21 protein-coding genes are annotated in these 20927 nt (G+C 63.3%); 13 read left to right on the plus strand and 8 right to left on the minus strand.

All coding sequences use genetic code 11. The annotated features are described in order from the left end of the window. Positions 1-13: 13 nt before the first annotated feature. On the minus strand, positions 14-364 hold the full coding sequence (gene fliE / locus AC07OK_RS19095) for a flagellar hook-basal body complex protein FliE (RefSeq protein WP_494691781.1): 351 nt from the start codon (positions 362-364) through the stop codon (positions 14-16). 593 nt (positions 365-957) lie between these two features. Here fliE and AC07OK_RS19100 point away from each other — a divergent pair. The 7 genes from AC07OK_RS19100 to AC07OK_RS19130 are packed head-to-tail and all read left to right on the plus strand — an operon-like array spanning position 958 to position 7278. Then, entirely contained in the window at positions 958-1836 is an 879-nt protein-coding gene (locus AC07OK_RS19100) for a FliM/FliN family flagellar motor switch protein (protein WP_494691782.1), read from the plus strand. Between the two features lie 4 nt (positions 1837-1840). Beyond that, positions 1841-2212 (plus strand): FliM/FliN family flagellar motor switch protein, encoded by a 372-nt coding sequence (locus tag AC07OK_RS19105; RefSeq protein WP_492932434.1) that lies wholly within the window; start codon positions 1841-1843, stop codon positions 2210-2212. Next, positions 2209-2979 carry a flagellar type III secretion system pore protein FliP gene (gene fliP / locus AC07OK_RS19110; protein ID WP_494691783.1) on the plus strand — a complete coding sequence of 257 codons (771 nt, stop codon included), beginning with the start codon at positions 2209-2211 and terminating at the stop codon, positions 2977-2979. The genes AC07OK_RS19105 and fliP overlap by 4 nt, the downstream gene beginning before the upstream one ends. Positions 2980-2990: 11 nt before the next feature. Beyond that, positions 2991-3263, plus strand: a complete 273-nt coding sequence (gene fliQ, locus AC07OK_RS19115) for a flagellar biosynthesis protein FliQ (protein ID WP_008449457.1) — start codon at positions 2991-2993, stop codon at positions 3261-3263. A gap of 10 nt (positions 3264-3273) precedes the next feature. After that, positions 3274-4062, plus strand: coding sequence for a flagellar biosynthetic protein FliR (gene fliR / locus AC07OK_RS19120; RefSeq protein ID WP_494691784.1), 789 nt, complete (start codon positions 3274-3276; stop codon positions 4060-4062). Next, on the plus strand, positions 4055-5194 hold the full coding sequence (locus tag AC07OK_RS19125) for an EscU/YscU/HrcU family type III secretion system export apparatus switch protein (RefSeq protein ID WP_494691785.1): 1140 nt from the start codon (positions 4055-4057) through the stop codon (positions 5192-5194). The genes fliR and AC07OK_RS19125 overlap by 8 nt, the downstream gene beginning before the upstream one ends. Further along, a complete protein-coding gene (locus AC07OK_RS19130) occupies positions 5191-7278 on the plus strand; it encodes a flagellar biosynthesis protein FlhA (RefSeq protein ID WP_494691786.1) in 2088 nt (695 codons plus the stop codon). Before AC07OK_RS19125 ends, AC07OK_RS19130 begins: the two co-directional genes overlap by 4 nt. Positions 7279-7358: 80 nt before the next feature. Here AC07OK_RS19130 and AC07OK_RS19135 read toward each other — a convergent pair whose 3' ends face one another. The 3 genes from AC07OK_RS19135 to AC07OK_RS19145 all read right to left on the minus strand — a co-directional run bounded on the left by AC07OK_RS19135 (position 7359) and on the right by AC07OK_RS19145 (position 11273). Continuing rightward, on the minus strand, positions 7359-8309 hold the full coding sequence (locus AC07OK_RS19135) for a hypothetical protein (RefSeq protein ID WP_494691860.1): 951 nt from the start codon (positions 8307-8309) through the stop codon (positions 7359-7361). 101 nt (positions 8310-8410) lie between these two features. Continuing rightward, positions 8411-9316 (minus strand): flagellin N-terminal helical domain-containing protein, encoded by a 906-nt coding sequence (locus AC07OK_RS19140; protein ID WP_494691787.1) that lies wholly within the window; start codon positions 9314-9316, stop codon positions 8411-8413. A gap of 280 nt (positions 9317-9596) precedes the next feature. Further along, on the minus strand, positions 9597-11273 hold the full coding sequence (locus tag AC07OK_RS19145; protein WP_494691788.1) for an electron transfer flavoprotein-ubiquinone oxidoreductase: 1677 nt from the start codon (positions 11271-11273) through the stop codon (positions 9597-9599). A 203-nt stretch (positions 11274-11476) separates the two neighbouring features. Between AC07OK_RS19145 and AC07OK_RS19150 the strand changes: the two genes are divergently transcribed. Next, positions 11477-12253, plus strand: coding sequence for an SDR family oxidoreductase (locus tag AC07OK_RS19150; protein WP_020702681.1), 777 nt, complete (start codon positions 11477-11479; stop codon positions 12251-12253). Here the strand turns inward: AC07OK_RS19150 and AC07OK_RS19155 are convergent, their stop codons facing one another. Next, positions 12254-12814 carry a LuxR C-terminal-related transcriptional regulator gene (locus tag AC07OK_RS19155; RefSeq protein ID WP_494691789.1) on the minus strand — a complete coding sequence of 187 codons (561 nt, stop codon included), beginning with the start codon at positions 12812-12814 and terminating at the stop codon, positions 12254-12256. It lies immediately after the preceding gene. Positions 12815-12943: 129 nt separating this feature from the next. Between AC07OK_RS19155 and AC07OK_RS19160 the strand changes: the two genes are divergently transcribed. Both AC07OK_RS19160 and AC07OK_RS19165 read left to right on the plus strand, forming a co-directional pair. Beyond that, positions 12944-13648, plus strand: coding sequence for a CoA transferase subunit A (locus AC07OK_RS19160; RefSeq protein ID WP_332856453.1), 705 nt, complete (start codon positions 12944-12946; stop codon positions 13646-13648). Positions 13649-13663: 15 nt separating this feature from the next. Continuing rightward, the gene (locus AC07OK_RS19165) at positions 13664-14314 is read left to right on the plus strand and encodes a CoA transferase subunit B (RefSeq protein WP_494691790.1); all 651 of its coding nucleotides are present in this window, start codon (positions 13664-13666) and stop codon (positions 14312-14314) included. 51 nt (positions 14315-14365) lie between these two features. On the opposite strand, the gene AC07OK_RS19170 is transcribed toward AC07OK_RS19165, so the two are convergent. The 3 genes from AC07OK_RS19170 to AC07OK_RS19180 all read right to left on the minus strand — a co-directional run bounded on the left by AC07OK_RS19170 (position 14366) and on the right by AC07OK_RS19180 (position 17282). Continuing rightward, on the minus strand, positions 14366-15004 hold the full coding sequence (locus AC07OK_RS19170; protein ID WP_494691791.1) for a M949_RS01915 family surface polysaccharide biosynthesis protein: 639 nt from the start codon (positions 15002-15004) through the stop codon (positions 14366-14368). 73 nt (positions 15005-15077) lie between these two features. Further along, a complete protein-coding gene (locus AC07OK_RS19175; RefSeq protein WP_494691792.1) occupies positions 15078-16415 on the minus strand; it encodes a dicarboxylate/amino acid:cation symporter in 1338 nt (445 codons plus the stop codon). 72 nt (positions 16416-16487) lie between these two features. Beyond that, positions 16488-17282: a 3-hydroxybutyrate dehydrogenase gene (locus AC07OK_RS19180; protein ID WP_494691793.1), complete on the minus strand. Its 795-nt coding sequence runs from the start codon at positions 17280-17282 to the stop codon at positions 16488-16490. Positions 17283-17416: 134 nt separating this feature from the next. On the opposite strand from AC07OK_RS19180, the gene AC07OK_RS19185 reads away from it, so the two are divergent. From AC07OK_RS19185 to AC07OK_RS19195, 3 genes are read left to right on the plus strand one after another with little or no spacing between them, the layout of a single operon-like run. After that, positions 17417-18295: an alpha/beta fold hydrolase gene (locus AC07OK_RS19185; RefSeq protein ID WP_494691794.1), complete on the plus strand. Its 879-nt coding sequence runs from the start codon at positions 17417-17419 to the stop codon at positions 18293-18295. Positions 18296-18311: 16 nt separating this feature from the next. Beyond that, positions 18312-18662, plus strand: coding sequence for a RidA family protein (locus AC07OK_RS19190; RefSeq protein WP_494691795.1), 351 nt, complete (start codon positions 18312-18314; stop codon positions 18660-18662). A gap of 7 nt (positions 18663-18669) precedes the next feature. Beyond that, a complete protein-coding gene (locus AC07OK_RS19195; RefSeq protein WP_494691796.1) occupies positions 18670-20922 on the plus strand; it encodes a RelA/SpoT family protein in 2253 nt (750 codons plus the stop codon). The last annotated feature ends 5 nt before the right edge of the window (positions 20923-20927 follow it).

The following is a 20927-nucleotide window of genomic DNA, read 5'->3' on the forward strand; positions in this document are numbered from 1 at the left end:
ACTGGGCACGCTGTTACAGCGGCAATTTGATGAGCTCGTCCACGGCGCCCATCACTTTGTTGCGCACTTGCATCAACATCGAGAAGGACAGGCTGGCTTCCTGGCTGGACAACATGGCGCCGACCAGGTCGTCGCTCTTGCCGGCGTCGACGTCGGACATTTGCTGCGCGGCATTGGCGTCGGCGTCGTTGACCTTGTGGACCGCGTCCTTCATCGACTGGGCGAAGGAGAAGGCCGGCTGACTGTCGCCGGCGCCGGCGACAAATTGCGCGGCGGGCGCCACGCTTTGCTGGGCCAGGTTTTGCGCCGCGTTGGTGAGCGACGCGAGGTCGGCCTGTATCAGGTTAGAGATTCCGTTACTCATCTTGCTATCTCCCGTTTATGCAACGTTAGTCCCACATGTCTACCATATCCAGATTGCCAGAAAGCAGCAAGCCCCGCGTTGTTTATCTGTAAGTCGCTGTGTTCCATCAAACGACACTTCGCGGCGGATGTTACGGCGATGTCACAGTCTTGTAAGAAAGTCAGCGTATGCATGGTGCTCAATGCCGGGCCCGCGCTGTGGCGGCGGCGTTAGTGATGCGGCAGTGGGGGTAGGGGCGCTGACGCAGTTCCCGGTTGCCGGGAACTGTTCTCTTGCGGCAAATATCGTTATAAATCATTCACTAAGCGCCATGTATTCAAGTGTGTTGCAGAGCAGCGTCAGACGACGGGAAGCGGGTTAAGCTTACTGGCTAGCAATATTCTTGTAAAGACTTATTTGCCGCCGGGAATTACTTCGTCAAATATTGTTGGATGGCAATAATGTGAATTTTGATGTATCCTGTGCTAACGACAACGCATGACTTTAAGTTACGATAGGTAATATTCCCCAAATAGTGCGCTGGAAGTAACCAGTTTTTGGCTGGATAGTGCGATGATGGAGGAGTAGCTAGGAATTTCCGATATGGCGAAAACATGACAACGACAAAACAGACCGCGCCACCTCAAGTTCTGGACCCATGCCTGCTCGGGCGGCCGGTGCATCTGCTGCATCTCTTTGCGGCCCAGTTGCGCGACGATCTGGCGCAGTCGATGCGGCTGAATATGAACCGCCGCTACTGGGGTGGTTTCCAGGTCGAGGACGTCAAGTTCGAGCGGCTTGAAGCCAACGAAACCCGCGGCCGCTGGCTCAGCTTTGCCGCGCCGGCCGGGCAGATCGCCTTCTCGCTGGAACGCAAGGTGCTGCTCAGTGTGTTGAACTTCCGCTACGGCAGCGGCAAGGCGGACGCTGCCGCGCTGGACGAGAACACGGTCAAGGTGACCGCCACCGAAGAGCGCCTCGCCGTGGTGTTGGGGCAACAGTTGGCCGGCACGCTGGCCGGCCGCATCGAACTCAACCTGCCGGTGCTCGACAAGCCGGTCCCGGCCGAGGGCGAGCCGGAGGCGGTCGACAGCGAATTCAAGCCGGCCCCCGGCTCCCATCCGCCCAAGGGCAGCTGGATCATCACCGTCACCGTGGCCGACATCAAGAGCGGCGCCACCGGCCAGTACTGGTTCGCGCTCGACAAGACGCTGATGGCCAATGTGCTGCGCGGTCTGTTGCGCGACCGCGACGCCGGCAAGAAGGTCCAGCCCGCCGCGCCGCTGGCGCAGCGCCTGCAAGTGGGCCTGGTCGGCCGCCTGGCCAGCAAGGAAGTGCCGCTGGGCAGCCTGTACGACCTGCAGGTCGGCGACGTGATCCCGATCAGCCTGAACAGAGCGGACGTGCTGCTCGAAGATTCCCGTCTCTTCACGGCCGCCGTCACCGAACACAAAGGCAAACTCTGTTTAACCTCTTTTGAAGACGCCGAATAACATGATGAACATGAACGTAGCCAACCCTAGCGACGCCCTGCTGGAAGACCTGTCCGAAGAAATGATTATCGACCAGGTCGGCACCGAGCTGACCGACGTGCCGGCCACGCCGACGCGCCGCGACCTGCCGGCCATGATGCGCAAGATCCCGGTAACCCTGACGCTGGAGGTGGGCTCGGCCCGCATCTCGCTGCAGGAACTGATGGCGATCGGCCCTGACAGCGTGGTCGAGCTCGACGTGCTGGCCGGCGAACCGCTGGTGATCAAGGTCAACGGCACCGCCATCGGCCGCGCCGAAGTGGTGGTGGCGGGCGAAAACTACGGCCTCAAAGTGATCGACCTGGACGGCCTGAATCTCGACATGATGACTCCATGACCTGGAGCCCGAACCCGCAGTGGCGCCGGCGACTGCTGCCAGCGGTCGCGGGCTTGACGTTGCTGGGCCTGCTGGCCTGCGCTCCGGCCCATGCGGTCGACCTGCTGGCCAACGTGGTGCCCGGCGCCAAAACCGAACTGACGGTCAAGACCCAGATCCTGATCGTCATGACCTTGCTGGGCTTGCTCCCGGTGATGGTCATGATGATGACCAGCTTCACCCGCTTCGTGATCGTGCTGTCGCTGTTGCGCCAGGCGCTGGGCCTGCAGCAGGGCCTGCCCAACCGCATCATCACCGGGGTGGCGCTGATCCTGACCTTGCTGGTGATGCGTCCGATCGGCGACCAGATCTGGACCGAAGCCTTCGTGCCCTACGACCAGGACAAGATCGGCCTGGAGGTCGCGCTGCAGATCGCCGAGAAGCCGGTGTCGCGCTTCATGCTGGCGCAGACCAGCAAGGCGGCCCTGCAGCAGATCGCCCACCTGGCCGGCGAGGACAAGATCACCGAACCGTCGCAGCACGCCTTCACCGTCAAGCTGGCGGCGTTCGTGCTGTCGGAGCTGAAGACCGCTTTCCAGATCGGCTGCATGCTGTTCATTCCCTTCCTGGTGATCGACCTGGTGGTGTCGTCGGTGCTGATGGCGATGGGCATGATGATGTTGTCGCCGCTGGTGATTTCTTTGCCGTTCAAGCTGCTGCTGTTTGTGCTGGTGGACGGCTGGACCCTGACCGTCAATACGCTCGTCACGAGCGTGCAGGCGTACTGAGGAGCGACCCGATGCTGACTCCCGAAGTTGCCGTCGACCTGGTGGTCGAATCGCTGCACATCGTCATGCTGCTGGTGGTGATCCTGGTCGTGCCCGGCCTGATCACCGGCCTGGTGGTGGCGCTGGTGCAGGCCGCCACGCAGATCAATGAACAGACGCTGAGCTTCCTGCCGAGGCTGCTGGTGACCCTGCTGGCGATCATCCTGATGGGGCGCTGGATGGCCGGTTACCTGATGGACTTCTGCGTCTCGATCTTCACCCGCGCGGCCACGCTGGTCGGCTAGCTGGCCCGTCATGGAACCGATACTGAGCCAGTTGCTGCCGATGCTCACCGCGCTGTGGTGGCCGTTCTGCCGCATCCTGGCGATGTTCATCGGCGCCCCGGTGCTGGGCGAGGCGGTCACGCCGGTCACGGTGCGCATCCTGATCGCGCTGGTGCTGTCCATCCTGATGCTGCCGCTGACCACCGCCGCCGGCGCCTATGCGATCGAGCCGTTTTCCATGCACGGTGTGGTGGCGACCATCGAGCAGGCGCTGATCGGCTTCGTGCTGGGCCTGGCCTTCCACTTCGCCATGTCGGTGATCGGCGTGCTGGGCTACCTGGTGTCGTCGCAGATGGGTTTTTCGATGGCGGTGATGAACGACCCGATGAACGGCCAGTCGTCGGACGTGGTGTCGGCGCTGCTGTCGGTGCTGTCGATCATGGTCTTCTTCGCCATCGACGGCCACCTGGTGATCACCAACGTCATCGGCCAGAGCTTCAAGGCCTGGCCGCTGGGCCACGGCTACAGCCCGATGCTGATCAACGCCATCGCCTACAACGTCGCCTGGATTTTTTCCGCCGCCATGCTGCTGGCCATCCCCATCGTGTTTTCCACCCTGGTGGTGCAGCTGGGCTTCGGCCTGCTGAACCGGGTGGCGCCGGCGCTGAACCTGTTCGCGCTGGGTTTTTCCGTGATCACCATATTCGGCCTGATGATGCTGGGGCAGGTGGTGCGCTTCATCCCCGAGCATTATGTGCGGATGACCAATATGGTGCTGGAGCTGATACGCCAGCAGATGCAGGTGGCGGTCCATGGCTGAACAGGACAGCGCCGACAAGACAGAAAAGGCTTCACAGCAGAAGCTCAAGAAGTCGCGCCAGGAAGGGCAGGTGGTGCGTTCGCGCGACCTGTCGACCGCGATCGGCATCCTGGTCAGCCTGAAGCTGTTCGTCTACCTGCTGCCCGACTACCTGGGCGAGTTCCTCGAGATTTTCCACCAGAGCTTTGCGCCGTTCAGTTCCTCGGGCGCGATCGACAACGCCATGTCGACGGTGTTCAGCTCGGCGATGTGGTTGCTGATCAAGATGGTGCTGCCGCTGTTCGTGGTGCCGTTCTTCATCGTGCTGGGGGCGATGGTGCCGGGCGGCTGGGTGGTCAGCACCAAGCACTGGGCGTTCAAGATGGAACGCCTGAGCCCGGCGGCCAACCTGGGGCGGCTGTTCGGCGCCAAGCACGGCATCGAGTTCCTGATCTCGCTGGGCAAGGCCGGCGTGCTGATCGCGGTGCTGGTCCATGTGGCGCGCTCGACGGTGCAGAGCTACACCCAGCTGCAGCACATGCCGATGGGCCAGGCCATGATGATGGGCTCGAATTTGATGCTCGACAGCTTGATGTCGCTGGTCGCAGTGTTTATCATCTTCGCCTTGGTCGACGTGCCGGCGCAGGCGTATTTCTTCGCCAAGAACCAGCGCATGTCCAAGCAGGACCAGAAGGAGGAGCACAAGTCGAGCGAGGGCCGGCCGGAAGTGAAGAGCCGCATCCGCCAGCTGCAGCGGGCCATGGCGCGGCGCAGCGCGCGCAAGACGGTGCCCACCGCCGACGTGGTGATCGTCAACCCGGAGCATTACGCGGTGGCGCTCAAGTACGACCAGAACCGTGCCGAAGCACCGTATGTGATCGCCAAGGGCATCGATGAGATGGCCTTGTACATCCGCCAGCTGGCGGTCGAGTTCAAGATCGAGGTGATGCCGCTGGCGCCGCTGGCGCGCGCCATCTACAACACCAGCCAGGTCAACCAGCAGATCCCGGTCCAGCTGTACCAGGCGGTGTCGCAGGTGTTGAACTACATATTGCAGTTGAAGGCATTCCGTACCGGACGGCGCAGCGCCGAGCCGGTGTATCCAAAAGAAGTCGATGTCCCCACATCCATGAGCGAGGTTGTTAAGTCATGAATTTTTTGAACAGGCTGGTCGCAGAAGCGCGTCGCCACAAGTTCGCCACGCCGGCATTCCTGCTGGTGATTTTGGCGATGATCATCCTGCCGTTGCCGCCTATCCTGTTGGACGTGATGTTCACGTTCAACATCGTGCTGGCGCTGATCGTGATCCTGGTGTCGGTGTCGGCCCGCCGGCCGCTGGACTTCTCGGTGTTCCCGACGGTGATCCTGGCCACCACCATGATGCGCCTGACCTTGAACGTGGCCTCGACCCGGGTGGTGCTGCTGCACGGCCATGAAGGCACGGCCGCGGCCGGCCAGGTGATCGAAGCCTTCGGCAAGGTCGTCATCGGCGGCAATTACGTGGTCGGCATCGTGGTGTTCGTGATCCTGATGATCATCAACTTCATGGTGGTGACCAAGGGCGCGGAGCGGATCTCCGAAGTGTCGGCGCGCTTCACCTTGGACGCCTTGCCGGGCAAGCAGATGGCGATCGACGCCGACCTCAACGCCGGCCTGATCAACCAGGAAAAAGCCCAGGCGCGGCGCCAGGATGTCGCCGCCGAGGCCGACTTCTACGGCGCCATGGACGGCGCCTCCAAGTTCGTGCGCGGCGACGCCGTCGCCAGCATCCTGATCCTGATCATCAACATGGTCGGCGGCGTGGCCATCGGCGCGCTGATGCAGGACATGTCCTTCGGCGACGCCTTCAAGCAATACGCGCTGCTGACCATCGGTGACGGCCTGGTGGCGCAGATCCCGGCGCTGCTGCTGTCGGCCGCGGCGGCGATCCTGGTGACCCGTATCTCCGACTCCGGCGACTTCGAACAGCAGGTCGGCGGCCAGGTGCTGGCCTCGCCGCAGGTGATGCTGAGCGCCTCGGGCATGATGCTGATCCTGGCCATGGTGCCGGGCATGCCGTGGCAGATGTTCGGCCCGTTCGCGCTGGTGCTGGCCTATGTCGGCTACCGGCTGCTGCAAAAGGTCAAGGCGCCCGAAACCAGCAACCTCGACGCCATCGAGGCGGCGCTGCGCGAAGACCGCAACCCCGAGCTCGACTGGCACAGCCTGCCGGCCGTGCAGCAGTTGCAGGTGGCGCTGGGCTACAAGCTGGTCAGCCTGATCGACAAGGCCCATGGCGAGCCGCTGACCAAGCGCGTCAAGGGCGTGCGCCAGAGCCTGTCCGAAGCGATGGGCCTGCTGCTGCCGCCTATCGTCGTGCGCGACGACCTGGGCCTGAAGCCTTCGCAGTATTCGGTGATGTTGTCGGGCAGCGTGGTGGCCCAGGCCGAAGTGTTCGCCGACCGCCTGATGGCGATCCCGTCGCCCAATATCTACGGCCAGATCGACGGCATTCCCGGCATCGAGCCGGCCTACGGCATGCCGGTGACGTGGATCGAGACCAGCGAGAAGGCCAACGCGCTGGGGCTGGGCTACCAGGTGGTGGAGGCGCCGAGCGCGATCGCCACCCACTTGTCCAAGCTGATCCGCGAATACCTGCCGGAGCTGTTCCGCCACGAGGACGTGCCGGCGCTGATGGACCGGCTGGCGGCGCTGTCGCCCAAGCTGGCCGCCTCGCTGGACAAGGCGCTGACCCACACGCAGATGCTGCGTGTGTTCCGCGTGCTGCTGGCGGAAAACGTGTCGTTGAAGGATATCGTGCCGATCGCCACCACCCTGGTCGACAGTTCCGAGACCACCAAGGACCCGATCCTGCTGGCGGCCGAGGTGCGCTGCGCGCTGCGGCGCCAGATCGTCACCGGCCTGTTCGGGCAAAAGACCGAGATGCAGGCCTTCAACCTGGGCGGAGACCTGGAGAACATGCTGCTCGGTTCGTTGAACCAGGCGCGCCAGAGCGGCAAGATCGTGCTGGACAACTATCCCATCGATCCACACCTGCTGGCGCAGCTGCAGGTCAACATGCCGGTGGCGCGCGAACAGATGAAGCAGCAGGCCACGCCGCCGCTGCTGCTGGTGCTGCCGCAGATCCGTCCGTTATTGGCGCGCTATGCCCGCCTGTTCGCGCCCGGCCTGCACGTGCTGTCGTACAACGAGATCCCGGAAAACCGCGAAGTGAGCATCATCGGCACCGTCGGCTGATCCCCGCCGGCTCCGGCCAGATGCCGCCCAGTCCACGGACCGGGCGGCATTTTTTCTGTCTGGGGACCCATTCCGGGTGTTCAGGCCGATTCGGAGAACAGGTCGTCCGGCGGCAGCGGCTGCGACAGCAGCACTGCCAGCTCGGCCATGGCCTTGAAGATGGCCTGGCTCAGCGCCGCCGTGTGGGCGCGGGTAGGGTAGTGGTGTTCGCCGCCGGCCGGCGGCAGTTCGCGCCGCAGCCGGCAGCGCAAGATCGTCAGGCCGCAGCGGCTGACGGTGGCCGCCAGTTGCGGCAGCATTTCGCGCATGTGCTGCATGGCCGAGGTCTGGGCCGCGCCCACTTCCAGCGCCACGCCGTTGCCGGTGGCCGGCTCCATCTGGATCACCACCCGGCCCACGCCCGGCAGCATCAGCTCCAGCCGCAGCGCCACCCGCGAACGGCGGCGGCGGTTGTTGCGTTCCTGTTCCTCGTCGTCCTTGACGATCACCTTCAGCACCAGGCGCTCGGCGCCCCAGGCATACACGGCGAAGCGCCACGGCTCCATCTCGGTCACCAGCGGCAGGCCGGGGCGGCCGTCGCGCATGGCCGCCGGCGTGTGGTCGGCCATGAACAGGCTGGACGGCACATGCTGGCCGTTGGCCTGCTCCAGCCAGGCGGCGCGCTGTTCGGCATAGGTGCGCACCATGACTTGCCACGAGGCGGCCATCATCTGTGTGTCGGGCGGCTGCCAGACCAGCTGGCGCGACAGGAAGACTTGATTGGGGCGCATCGCGGCCGGATCGGCGGCGTTCGGCACTTCGGCCAGCGCGGCGGCCAGCGCCTCGACGCCCGATTGCGGCAGCGGCAGGCCTTCCGGGCCATCGAGCAGCACGCCGACGGCGCCGGGGCCGCTGGGCGCCAGCGGGCCGACCGGATAGTCCGCATCCAACGGCACTTCGCGGGGCGCGCGCGCAACCGGGCCTGGCGTGACGGTCTGCCGGTCCGGGATGCCCAGCGGGCGCGAAGTGGGTCCGATGCGGTCTAAAGCCATCAAGCTCGCTCTCGAAAAAATCCGATGAAAAAAAAGCCAACCGATACTCCGGTTGGCTCCTTGTATTCCTGACCCGCGAGCAGATCAGGAAGGCGCTACGATTACTGCAGCAAGGACATAACCAGCGACGACGTGCTGTTCGATTGTTTCAGCATGGCGGTACCAGCTTGCAGCAGCATCTGGCTGGAGGTCATGTTCGACGATTCGCTAGCGAAGTCGGTATCCATGATACGGCCAGTTGCCGCTTTGGTGTTGGTCGAAATGTTCGACAAGTTGTTGTACACGTGGTCCAGACGGTTGGCGGCAGCACCCAGCGACGAGCGTACGCCGCCGATCAAGTCGATGGCGGTGCTGATCGTGTCGATCGAGGCGTTCGCTGCGGTCTGGCCGGCGGTGTTGGTCGCGCCAGCGGCGGTACCATCGGAGCCGTCCGAGATCTCGGCGCCGACTGCTGCGCCGCCTGCTGCGTAGCGTGCGGTGACGCTGGTCAGGCCGGCAACGGCTGCGGTCACGGCGGCTGACAGGTCGACTGCCATGGTTTCGGACTTGGTGGCGCCGATCTGGAAGGTCATCGACGAAGCGATCGTGCCGCCGTCCATCAGCTTGGCGCCGCCGAAGGTGGTGTTCTTCATGACGTTGTTCAGTTCGCTACCCAGGGCATCGAATTCGGACTGCAGTGCTGCCTGGTCTTTTGCGGTCGACGACACGTCGGCTGCCTGGGTGGCCAGATCTTTCATGCGGGTCAGCATGGTGGTGACTTCGTCAAACGCGCCTTCGGCGGTTTGCAGCATCGAGATCGAGTTCTGGGTGTTGCGCATGGCCATGCTCATGCCGCTGGTCTGGGCTTTCAGGCGGGTTGCAATTTGCAGGCCTGCAGCATCGTCCATGGCCGAATTGACACGGAAGCCGGTGCTCAGACGGGTCTGCGAAGTCGACAACGACATCTGGGTGCGGGAGATCGAGTTCTGTGCGGAAAGGGCCGCAGCGTTGGTGTGAAGGCTCAGCATGAAATAACTCCTGGTAGGTGGATTCAGTTCGGAGCAACGGATCCTTTGTGCTCTCCCAAGTACAAGACGACCATATCTGGGAGGACATTAAATGCTTTGTGGAAATTTGCGAAATATTTTGTAACAGCGGCCGTTTTCCCATTGTTTTGGCTTGTTGCACAGCCTGTCCACCGCACGATTATGGTCCGCTTTTGCCCGGACGGCGCAATAAATTGTTCCTGGAATAAAAAAACAGCGCGCCCCTGAGGACGCGCTGCCGAGCTTTCGTTGCTTTTTAGTCTTACATGTTGGGATAGTTCGGGCCGCCGCCGCCTTCCGGGGTTATCCAGACGATATTCTGGGTCGGATCCTTGATGTCGCAGGTTTTGCAGTGCACGCAGTTTTGCGCATTGATTTGCAGGCGGTCGGCGCCTTCGTCGGTCTTGATGAATTCGTACACGCCGGCAGGGCAGTAGCGCGCTTCCGGACCGGCATACTGGGCCAGGTTGACGTCCACCGGCACGCTCGGGTTCTTCAAGGTCAGGTGGATGGGCTGGTCTTCGGCATGGTTGGTGTTGGAAATGAACACCGACGACAGGCGGTCGAAGGTCAGCTTGCCGTCCGGCTTGGGATAGCTGATCGGCGTGAACTGCGCTGCCGGCTTCAGACATTCGTGGTCGGCGTGGCTGTGGTGCAGGGTCCACGGCGCCTTGCCGCGGAACACCAGCTGGTCGATGCCGGTCATCAGCGAACCCAGGTACAGGCCCTTGTTCAGCCATGGCTTGACGTTGCGCGCCACATGCAGTTCTTCGTGCAACCAGGATTTTTCGAAGGCGACCGGGTAGGAGGCCAGTTCATCGTGCTGACGGCTGGCGCCCAGCGCTTCGAACACGGACTCGGCGGCCAGCATGCCGGACTTGATGGCGGCGTGGCTGCCCTTGATGCGGCTCATGTTGAGGAAGCCGGCGTCGCAGCCGATCAGCGCGCCGCCCGGGAACACCAGCTTGGGCAGGGATTGCAGGCCGCCGGCGGTGATCGCGCGGGCACCGTAGGAAATGCGCTTGCCGCCTTCGAAGAAGGTCTTGATGGCCGGATGGGTCTTGTAGCGCTGGAATTCCTCGTACGGCGACAGGTAGGGATTCTCGTAGTTCAGGCCGACCACATAGCCGACCATGACCTGGTTGTTTTCCAGGTGGTACAGGAAGGAGCCGCCATAGGTCTTGCTGTCGAGCGGCCAGCCGGTGGTGTGCACCACCAGGCCGGGCTGGTGCTTGGCCGGGTCGATTTCCCACAGTTCCTTGATGCCGATGCCGTAGGATTGCGGGTCCTTGCCCTTGTTCAGGTCGTACTTGGCCATCAGCTGCTTGCCCAGGTGGCCGCGCGCGCCTTCGGCGAACAGGGTGTACTTGCCGTGCAGTTCCATGCCCAGCTGGAAGTCCGAGCCGGCTTCGCCGTCGCGCTTGACGCCCATATTGCCGGTGGCCACGCCCTTGACGGAGCCGTCGTCGTTGTACAGGATTTCGGCGGCCGGGAAGCCGGGGAAGATTTCCACGCCCAGCGCCTCGGCCTGCTGGCCCAGCCAGCGCACCACGTTGCCCAGCGAGATCACGTAGTTGCCGTGGTTCTCGAAGCAGGCCGGCAGCAGCATGTTCGGGGTCTTGAAGGCCTTGGTTTCGGTCAGGAACAATACGCGGTCTTCCGTGACTTCGGTGTTGAGCGGCGCGCCTTTCTCCTTCCAATCAGGGATCAGTTCGGTCAGGGCCTTGGGGTCCATCACGGCGCCGGACAGGATGTGGGCGCCCAGTTCGCCGCCTTTTTCCAGCACGACGACCGACACTTCCTGGCCTTTTTCGGCGGCCAGCTGCTTGATCTTGATGGCCGCCGACAAGCCCGCAGGGCCGCCGCCGACGATCACGACGTCATACTCCATCGCGTCGCGTGGGCCGTACTGTTCTACTAGATTTTGTGGCTGTGTCATGGTCTGTTCTTATCGTGGTCAAATGGGTGGAGGGAAATTTAAGCACGAGTGTGCTTCTTTTTCGCTCGGAATGCAATGTGGGCGCCATTTTGAGGGACATTATTAGACACTGCAATCTAATACTGGCGATTTGTGTAATCATAACGATTCGACAGTCACGCTGTCGGCAATTCATCACTTATACCAAACACTAGGAGTAGCTCGTGGGCATAGAAGTCAACTTTGAGGGAAAAATTGCGCTGATCACCGGCGCCTCCAGCGGTCTCGGAGCCCGGTTTGCCAAAGTGCTGGCCCAGGCCGGCGCCCAGGTGGTGCTGGCCTCGCGCCGCACCGAGCGCCTGAAGGAGTTGCGCGCCGAAATCGAGGCCGATGGCGGCGCCGCCCATGTGGTCAGCCTGGACGTGACCGACTTCGCCAGCATCAAGTCGGCCATCGCCCATGCGGAGACCGAGGCCGGGCCGATCGACATCCTGGTCAACAACTCGGGCGTGTCGACCACCCAGCGGCTGGTCGACGTCACGCCGGAGGATTATTCCTTCGTCATGGACACCAACCTGCGCGGCGCCTTCTTCGTGGCCCAGCAGACCGCCAAGCGCATGATCGCGCGCGCCAAGGGCGACCCGAGCAAAAAGCACCGCATCATCAACATCGCCTCGGTGGCGGGGCTGCGGGTGATGCCGCAGATCGGCGTGTATTGCATGAGCAAGGCCGGCGTGGTGCAGATGACCAAGGCCATGGCTGTGGAGTGGGGCAAGTACGGCATCAACACCAACGCCATCTGCCCCGGCTACATCTCGACCGAGATCAACGAGGATTACTTCGCGAGCGAGCAGGGCCAGAAGCTGATCAATATGCTGCCGCGCAAGCGCCCGGGCAAGCCGGAAGACCTGGACGGCCTGCTGTTGCTGCTGGCCGGCGAGGACTCCAACTTCATCAACGGCGCGATTATTTCCGCCGACGACGGCATGACCGCAACGTAGTTAAAGCTGCAGGCCGACCAGCTTGTGGACCAGTTCCGACGAGGTGGCGGCCGAGAATTTGCGCATCAGCTTGGCGCGGTGCATTTCCACCGTGCGCGGGCTGAGGTCGATCTGGCGGGCGATGGTCTTGCTGGTCTTGCCCTCGACCAGCAGCGCGGCGATTTCCCGTTCGCGCGGGGTCAGTTCCGCCGTCACCGGGCGTTTTTCGCTGACGTCCTCGAAGGTCCAGATGCCGGGCCCCAGTGGTTCGGAAGCCTTCATCGAATGGCCGGTGACGTGGCACCAGAACAACTCGCCGTCGGCGCGGCGCATGATGCGCTCGTCCGAATAGCGGCCCTTGGCGTTCATGATGGGAATGATGCGGTCGCCGGTGCGCAGGAACTCGTCCATGGTCGGGTACAGCACCATGAAGGACTGGCCTTGCAGCTGCCCGCGCGCGTAGCCGAACATCGAGGCCAGCGCCTCGTTGCAGGACTGGATGACGCGGTTCTCCGAAATGCACATGCCGACCGGCGCGTGCAGGAAAATGGATTCGTAATCGATGACCGGGGCATTGTTCATGTGTGGGGGCGGCAGGTAGTTCTACGGTATTGTGCTTTTGATTTGCGTATTCTATGCTGAGACGCCTCGTCGCTAGCGCATTTAATAATGTTAGCAATGAATTCAGCAACACACTATAAAGGGACACCCATGAATAAAATCTATCCTGACGCCGCCGCAGCGCTGGCGGGCGTCGTACAAGACGGGCAAACCATTGCGGTTGGCGGCTTTGGCCTGTGCGGCATTCCCGAGGCGCTGATCGGCGCGCTGCGCGATTCCGGCGTCACCGGCCTGACCGCGATCTCCAACAACGCCGGCGTGGACGGCTTCGGCCTCGGCCAGCTGCTGGAGACCCGCCAGATCAAGAAGATGATCGCCTCCTACGTGGGTGAGAACAAAGAGTTCGCGCGCCAGTACCTGGCCGGCGAGCTGGAACTGGAATTCACGCCGCAAGGCACGCTGGCCGAGAAACTGCGCGCCGGCGGCGCCGGCATTCCAGCCTTCTTCACCAAGACCGGCGTCGGCACCATCGTCGCCGACGGCAAGGAAATCCGTGAATTCGACGGCGAGCAATACGTGATGGAACGCAGCCTGGTGGCCGACGTCTCGCTGGTCAAGGCCTGGAAGGCCGACAAGGCCGGCAACCTGGTGTTCCGCAAGACCGCGCGCAACTTCAACCCGAACGCCGCGATGGCCGGCAAGATCACCATCGTCGAAGTCGAGCAGCTGGTGGAAATCGGCGAGATCGATCCGGACGCCGTGCACTTGCCGAGCATCTTCGTGCACCGCATCGTGGTCAACGCCACGCCGGAAAAACGCATCGAGCAGCGCACCGTGCGCGCTAACCAAGAATAACGGAGAATAAATATCATGGCATGGACTCGTGACGAAATGGCCGCGCGCGCGGCGAAGGAATTGCAGGACGGTTACTACGTCAACCTGGGCATCGGCTTGCCGACGCTGGTGGCGAACTACGTCCCGGCAGGCATGGAGGTATTCCTGCAATCGGAGAACGGCTTGCTGGGCATCGGCCCGTTCCCGACCGAAGATGAAATCGACGCCGACCTGATCAATGCCGGCAAGCAGACCGTGACGGCGCTGCCGGGCGCGGCCTACTTCAGTTCGGCCGACTCGTTCGGCATGATCCGCGGCGGCAAGATCAACCTGGCGATCCTGGGCGCGATGCAGGTGTCGGAGCAGGGCGACCTGGCCAACTGGATGATCCCGGGCAAAATGGTCAAGGGCATGGGCGGCGCGATGGATCTGGTGGCCGGTGTCAAGCGGGTGGTGGTGTTGATGGAGCATGTCGCCACCGCCAAGGATGGCTCGACTTCGCACAAGCTGCTGAAGAAATGCGACCTGCCGTTGACTGGCGTCGGCGTGGTCGACCTGGTCATCACCGACCTGGGCGTGATGGAAGTGACCGCCAAGGGTTTGAAGCTGACCGAACTGGCACCCGGCGTCACCAAGGAACAGATCCAGGCCGCCACCGGCGTGGAGCTCGATACCTCGGCCGTGTAAGCCGACCCGCTCGATTCTAGGCACGCTGCGGCGTGCCTTTTTTTTAATGCCTCAATCGCGCAGCCGGACCAGCGCCTTCCAGACCGTGTCGAGGTGCTTCTTGTAGGCGGCGTTGGCCGGTTGCAGCAGGGCCGGGTCGTACTGGCGCTTGCCTTCCAGCGCAGGCGGGTTGCCATGGAACTCCAGCTCGCCCCGTATCGCCAGCTTGGTGGCGCCTTCGCGCAGGATCACCTTGACGGTGGAGTAGTCGATGCCGCCGCTGCAAAACAGTTTATACGGTATGGTGACTTCGCTGCGGCCGTCGTGGTTCAGGTCACTGATGCTGACGGCGGAGAGGACGAAGTCGGCGCTGTGGTCCAGGACGGGACAGTCGACATGGTCGCGCACCGTCCACTCGAGCTGCCAGCGGCCGTCCTTGCGGCCGTAGAAGGCGGCGGCCAGTTCGATGTAGTCGTCGTCGCGGTCGGAATTTTCCATCTGCGAGCGGCCGGCCTTGCGGCTCAGCACCAGCAGGTGTTCGCCGTCGCGGTCGTCGACGCGCCTGGCGTCGATCAGCTTGCCGGCATAGCCGATGTGGCGCGCGGCCAGGTAAATGGCGTCGACCTTGGGTGCGGGCTCGGCGGCGCTGCCGAGGCTGCTTGCCAGGCACAGCAGCGAGGCGGCCTGGAGGCGGAAGGATGTGGTGTTCATGCCCGGAATATATATGAAAAACGCCCCGCAGGCCGTCATGCAGCGTGCGGGGCGTGGCCGGGGCAAAGGTTGATCAGTGCGCGTGGCGGGTCAGCGGTTGCAGGTCGGGGTCGGTCACGGTCGAACCCGGATTGTTCAGCTCCTTGTGCAGCGTGTCGTGGTTCAGTTCTTTTTCCCAGTGCGAGACCACCACCGAGGCGACGCCGTTGCCGACGAAGTTGGTCAGCGCGCGGCATTCGCTCATGAAGCGGTCGATGCCCAGGATCAGCGCCATGCCGGCCACCGGTATGGTCGGCACCACGGCCAGCGTCGCCGCCAGGGTGATGAAGCCGGCGCCGGTGATGCCGGACGCGCCCTTGGAGGTCAGCATCGCCACGCCGAGGATGGTCAGTTCCTGGCCCAGGGTCAGGTCGGTGTTGGTGGCCTGCGCCACGAACAGCGCGGCCATGGTCATGTAGATGTTGGTGCCGTCCAGGTTGAACGAGTAGCCGGTCGGGACCACCAGGCCCACCACGGACTTGGAGCAGCCCAGGCGCTCCAGCTTGGTCATCAGCGAAGGCAGCGCGCTTTCCGACGAGCTGGTGCCCAGCACGATCAGCAGTTCTTCCTTGATGTAGGCGATGAACTTGAAGATCGAGAAGCCGGTCAGGCGCGCCACGGTGCCCAGCACCACCACCACGAACAGGGCGCAGGTCAGGTAGAAGCAGCCCATCAGTGCGGCCAGCGGCCTGAGCGAGGCGATGCCGTATTTGCCGATGGTGAAGGCCATCGCGCCGAACGCTCCGAGCGGCGCGACTTTCATGATGATGCCGACCACGCCGAAGATGGCCGCCGACAGGTCGTCGATCAATTTGGTGACCGGCTTGCCGCGGTCACCCAGCAGCGACAGCGCAAAGCCGAACAGGATGGCGACCAGCAGTACCTGCAGGATTTCTCCCTTGGCGAAAGCGTCCACCACGGTGTTCGGGATGATGTTCATCACGAAGTCGATGGTCGACTGGTGCTTGGCTTTTTCCGTGAATTCGGCGATGGACTTGGTGTCCAGCGTGGCCGGGTCGGCGTTGAAGCCGGCGCCCGGGCGGATGATGTTGGCCACGAACAGGCCGATCACCAGCGCGAAGGTGGAGATCACCTCGAAATACAACAGCGCCTTGCCGCCGACGCGGCCGATCTTCTTGATGTCCTGCATGCCGGCGATGCCGGAGACCACGGTGCAGAAAATCACCGGTGCGATGATCATCTTGATCAGCTTGATGAAGCCGTCGCCGAGCGGTTTCATGCTGACCGCGTCGGATGGGTAGAAGATGCCTAGCAGGATGCCGCAGGCAATGGCGAACAACACCTGCACGTATAGAATTTTATAGAACGGCTTTTTCACGGGGTCTCCTCGCGTTTCGGGTGAGGAGACCATCATCCGTCAAAATATGAGACATCACCATTGTGGTTAACCGCATTCACAACAGTGATATCCCTTATGAAAGATTTACTGTGCGACCCAGCCGCCGTCCATATTCCACGCCACGCCCCGTACTTGTTTGGCGGCGTCGCTGCACAGGAACACCGCCAGCGCGCCCAGCTCCTCCGGCGTGACGAACTCGCCGGACGGCTGCTTGTCGGCCAGCAGCGCCTTCTTGGCATCGTCGTTGCTGATGCCGTCCTTGGCGGCGCGGGCGTCGACCTGCTTTTGCACCAGCGGCGTCAACACGAAGCCGGGGCAGATCGCGTTGACCGTCACGCCGGTGGTGGCCGTTTCCAGCGCGCTGGCCTTGGTCAGCCCGATCAGGCCGTGCTTGGCGGCGACATAGGCCGACTTGCCGGCCGAGGCCACCAGCCCGTGGGTGGACGCCAGGTTGATGATGCGGCCCCAGTTGTTGGCGCGCATGCGCGGCAGCACCAGCCGCGAGGTGTGGAAGGCCGAGGTCAGGTTGATGGCGATGATGGCGTCCCATTTCTCGACCGGGAAGTCTTCGACATTGGCCACATGCTGGATGCCGGCGTTGTTGACCAGCACGTCGATGCCGCCGAACTTGTCGCCGGCGAAGACGATCATGTTCTCGATCTCGGCCGGCTTGGACATGTCGGCATTGTGGTAAGCCACCTGCACGCCGAATTCCTTGGCCAGGTCGATTTGCAGCTGGGCGATTTCGGCGGCGTCGCCGAAGCCGTTCAACAGCACGTGGGCGCCTTCCGCCGCCAAGGTGCGGGCGATGCCCAGGCCGATGCCGGAGGTGGAGCCGGTCACCAGCGCCGTTTTACCGCTCAAAGTCTTGTTTGCCATAGTGTCCTCTGGAGGGTTGGAGATTAAAGTGGTGCTGCGCTACACTTCGGTAGGATTTTAAGCGTAACGCCCGGTAAAATGGTATTTCTAAACAGCATTGCACAAATCACTATAAAAACCACCAAGGAAGTCGCATGTTCGAAGCAAAAATAAAGTCTGTTCAATGTCTGTCTCTGGCTGGTTTGCACCGCATGTCGTACAAGGAATGGGGCGACGAGGGCAACCCCAAGGTGCTGCTGTGCGTGCACGGCGTGACCCGCGTCGGCGACGACTTCGACAACATGGCGCGCGCGCTGGCCAACGACTACCGCGTGATCTGCCCGGACATCGTCGGCCGCGGCCGCTCCGGCTGGCTGAAGAACCCGCAGCTGTACCGCGTCCCGCAATATGTTAGCGACATTGTCACCCTGCTGGCGCGCGTGTTGCCGGACGCTGAACAACGGACGGTCGACTGGTTCGGCACCTCGATGGGCGGCCTGATCGGCCTGGGCCTGGCCTCGCTGCCGGACAACCCGATCCGCAAACTGATCCTCAACGACATCGGCCCGGTGCTGGCGCCGATGGCCTTGCAGCGCATCGGCGACTACATCGGCCAGGACCTGCGTTTCGACACCTTCGCCGAAGCGGCCAAGTTCATCCGCGACGTCTCGCTGACCTTCGGCCAGCACACCGAGGAGGAATGGCATAAACTGGCGAGCGATGTACTGCGCCAGGATAAAGACGGCAAGTGGGTGCGCCATTACGATATGGGGCTGGCCTTGCCGTTCCGTTCCGCCACGCCGGAATCGGCCGCGGCCGATGAAGCGCTGCTGTGGTCCGCCTACGATGCGATCCGCTGCCCGACGCTGCTGGTGCGCGGCGCCGAGTCGGACCTGCTGTCGGCGGAGACGGCGGCGCTGATGACCCAGCGCGGGCCGAAAGCCAGGCTGGTGGAAATTGCGGACGTCGGCCACGCGCCGACCTTTATCCACGATGACCAGATCGCGATCGTCAAGCAATTCCTGTTGGACTAAATTAAAGAAGAAAAGTATGGAAATCAAACGACTGCATGTAGGCAAACGCTTGTCCGAAGCGGCCATCCATAACGGCACCGTGTATCTGGCGGGCCAGATCGCCGACGACAAGACGCTGGACATCCAGGGCCAGACCCGTGAAGTGCTGGGGCATATCGACCGCCTGCTGGCCGAAGCCGGCAGCGACAAGACCTGCATCCTCAGCACCACCATCTACATCGCCGACCTGGCCGATTTCGCCGGCATGAACGAAGCGTGGGACGCCTGGGTGCCGAGCGGCCACACGCCGCCGCGCGCCACCGTTGAAGCCAGGCTGGCCGATCCGGCATGGCGGGTAGAAATCATCGTCGTCGCGGCGCAGCGCTAGGGGCATCATGGTTTCTATCACCGCGCTCACGAGCGCAACGTCGGAGCAGCTGGTCCAGGGCCTGTCGCCCGACGACAGCGCCCGCATGCTGTCGGCGCTGGACTTCGCCGGCGACGCCTACGGCGACAAGCTGTGCGCCAGCGGCCAGCCGGCGATCGACTTCGCGGTCGGCGTGGCCGGCACGTTGGCCTTCATGCGCACCGACGTCGAGACCCGCATCGCCGGCCTGATGTTCGAACTGACCTTGCTCGACACCGCGCAGGCGCCCATCATCGAACCGCGTTTCGGCCAGGAGGTCAGCGACCTGGTGGCCGGCGTGCGCCAGCTGATACGGTTGCGCGAACTGACGCAAACCCAAGGGCCGCAGGGCGCCGTCGCGCGCGGGCGCAACGCCGCGCAACTGGCGGTGGCGCAGGTGGAAACGCTGCGCAAGATGCTGCTGGCGATGGCCTCCGACATGCGCGTGGTGCTGGTGCGCCTGGCGTCGTGCGTGACGACCTTGCGCTACTTCGCCGACATCAAGCTGTTCAACGACATGACCTGCGCCTACGGTCGCGAGACGCTGGACCTGTACGCGCCGCTGGCCAACCGGCTGGGGATCTGGCAGCTGAAGTGGGAGCTGGAGGACCTGTCGTTCCGCTTCATCGAGCCGGAGGCCTACAAGCGCATCGCCAAGATGCTGGAAGAAAAGCGCATGATGCGCGAAGGCTTCGTCACCTCGGCGATCGAACGGCTGCAGTCGGAAATGGCGGCCGCCGGCATCCAGGCCGAGGTGTTCGGGCGGCCCAAGCACATCTACTCCATCTGGAGCAAGATGAAGGGCAAGGAGCTGGACTTCACCGACCTGTACGATGTGCGCGCCTTCCGCGTGATCGTGGCCGACGTCAAGACCTGCTACACGGTGCTGGGCGTGGTGCACAACATCTGGACCCCGATCCCGAAAGAATTCGACGACTACATCTCGCGGCCGAAATCGAACGGCTACCAGTCGCTGCACACGGTGGTGACGGCGGAGGACGGCCGGCCGCTGGAAGTGCAGATCCGCACGCAGGAGATGCACAGCTTCGCCGAGTACGGCGTGGCGGCGCACTGGCGCTACAAGGAAGAGGGCGGCTCCAACTTCGCCGGCCAGAAGTACGATGAAAAGATCGCCTGGCTGCGCCAGCTGCTGGCCTGGAAGACCGACGTCGCCGACGCCGTGGTGGGGCAGGAAGAACAGCAGCGCGAGTGGGTCGAGAAGCTCAAGTCCGCCGCGCTGGACGACCGCATCTTCGTGCTGACGCCACAGGCGCGCGTGCTGGAACTGCCGGTCGGCGCCACGCCGGTCGACTTTGCGTACCATCTGCACAGCGACGTCGGCCATCGTTGCCGCGGCGCGCGCGTAGACGGCGTCATGGTGCCGTTGAACACGCCGCTGAAGAACGGCCAGACTTGCGAGATCATCACGGCCAAGGGCGCGCCGGGCACGGCCGGTCCGTCGCGCGACTGGCTCAGCGACGAGTACACCGTGGCCACGCGCACGCGCTCCAAGATCCGCGCCTGGTTCCACGCCATCGACATGCAGGAAACGCTGTCGCACGGCCGCGCGATGGTGGAGAAATCCCTGCAGCGCGAAGGCAAGACGGCGGTCAACCTGGAAGCGCTGGCCAACAAGCTGGGCTTCGCCAAGGTGGACGACCTGTTCCTGTCGGTGGGCAAGGATGAGTTCAGCCTGCGTCATGTTGAGCAAGCCTTGCACGACACCGGCGAGTCGGCCGAACCGGAAGACGCGGTGGTGCTGGGCAAGAGCAAGGCGTCCAGCGTGGACCAGGGCGCCAAGTCGGGCGTGCTGGTGGTGGGCACCGACGGTTTGATGACGCAGCTGGCCAAGTGCTGCAAGCCGGCGCCGCCGGACGGCATCGTCGGCTTCGTCACGCGCGGCAAGGGCGTTTCGATCCACCGCACCACGTGCAAGAACTTCGCCGAGATGCGTGCCAAGGCGCCGGAGCGGGTGATCGTCACAGAATGGGGGCGGGCCGGATCGGACACGGTCTACCCGGTGGACATCTTCATCCTGGCGGGCGACCGCCAGGGGCTGCTGCGCGACATTTCCGAGATCTTCTCGCGCGAGAAGATCAACGTCATCGGCGTCAACACGCAAAGCGCCAAAGGCTTTGCGCGCATGACCTTCACGGCAGAAATCGGCGCCACCGCGCAACTGCAAAAAGCGCTGAACGCCATCGCCGAGGTGACCGGCGTGCAGGAAGCGCGCCGCGCCTAAACCCA

Source organism: Duganella sp. GW821-FHT07G03 (assembly GCF_059418605.1).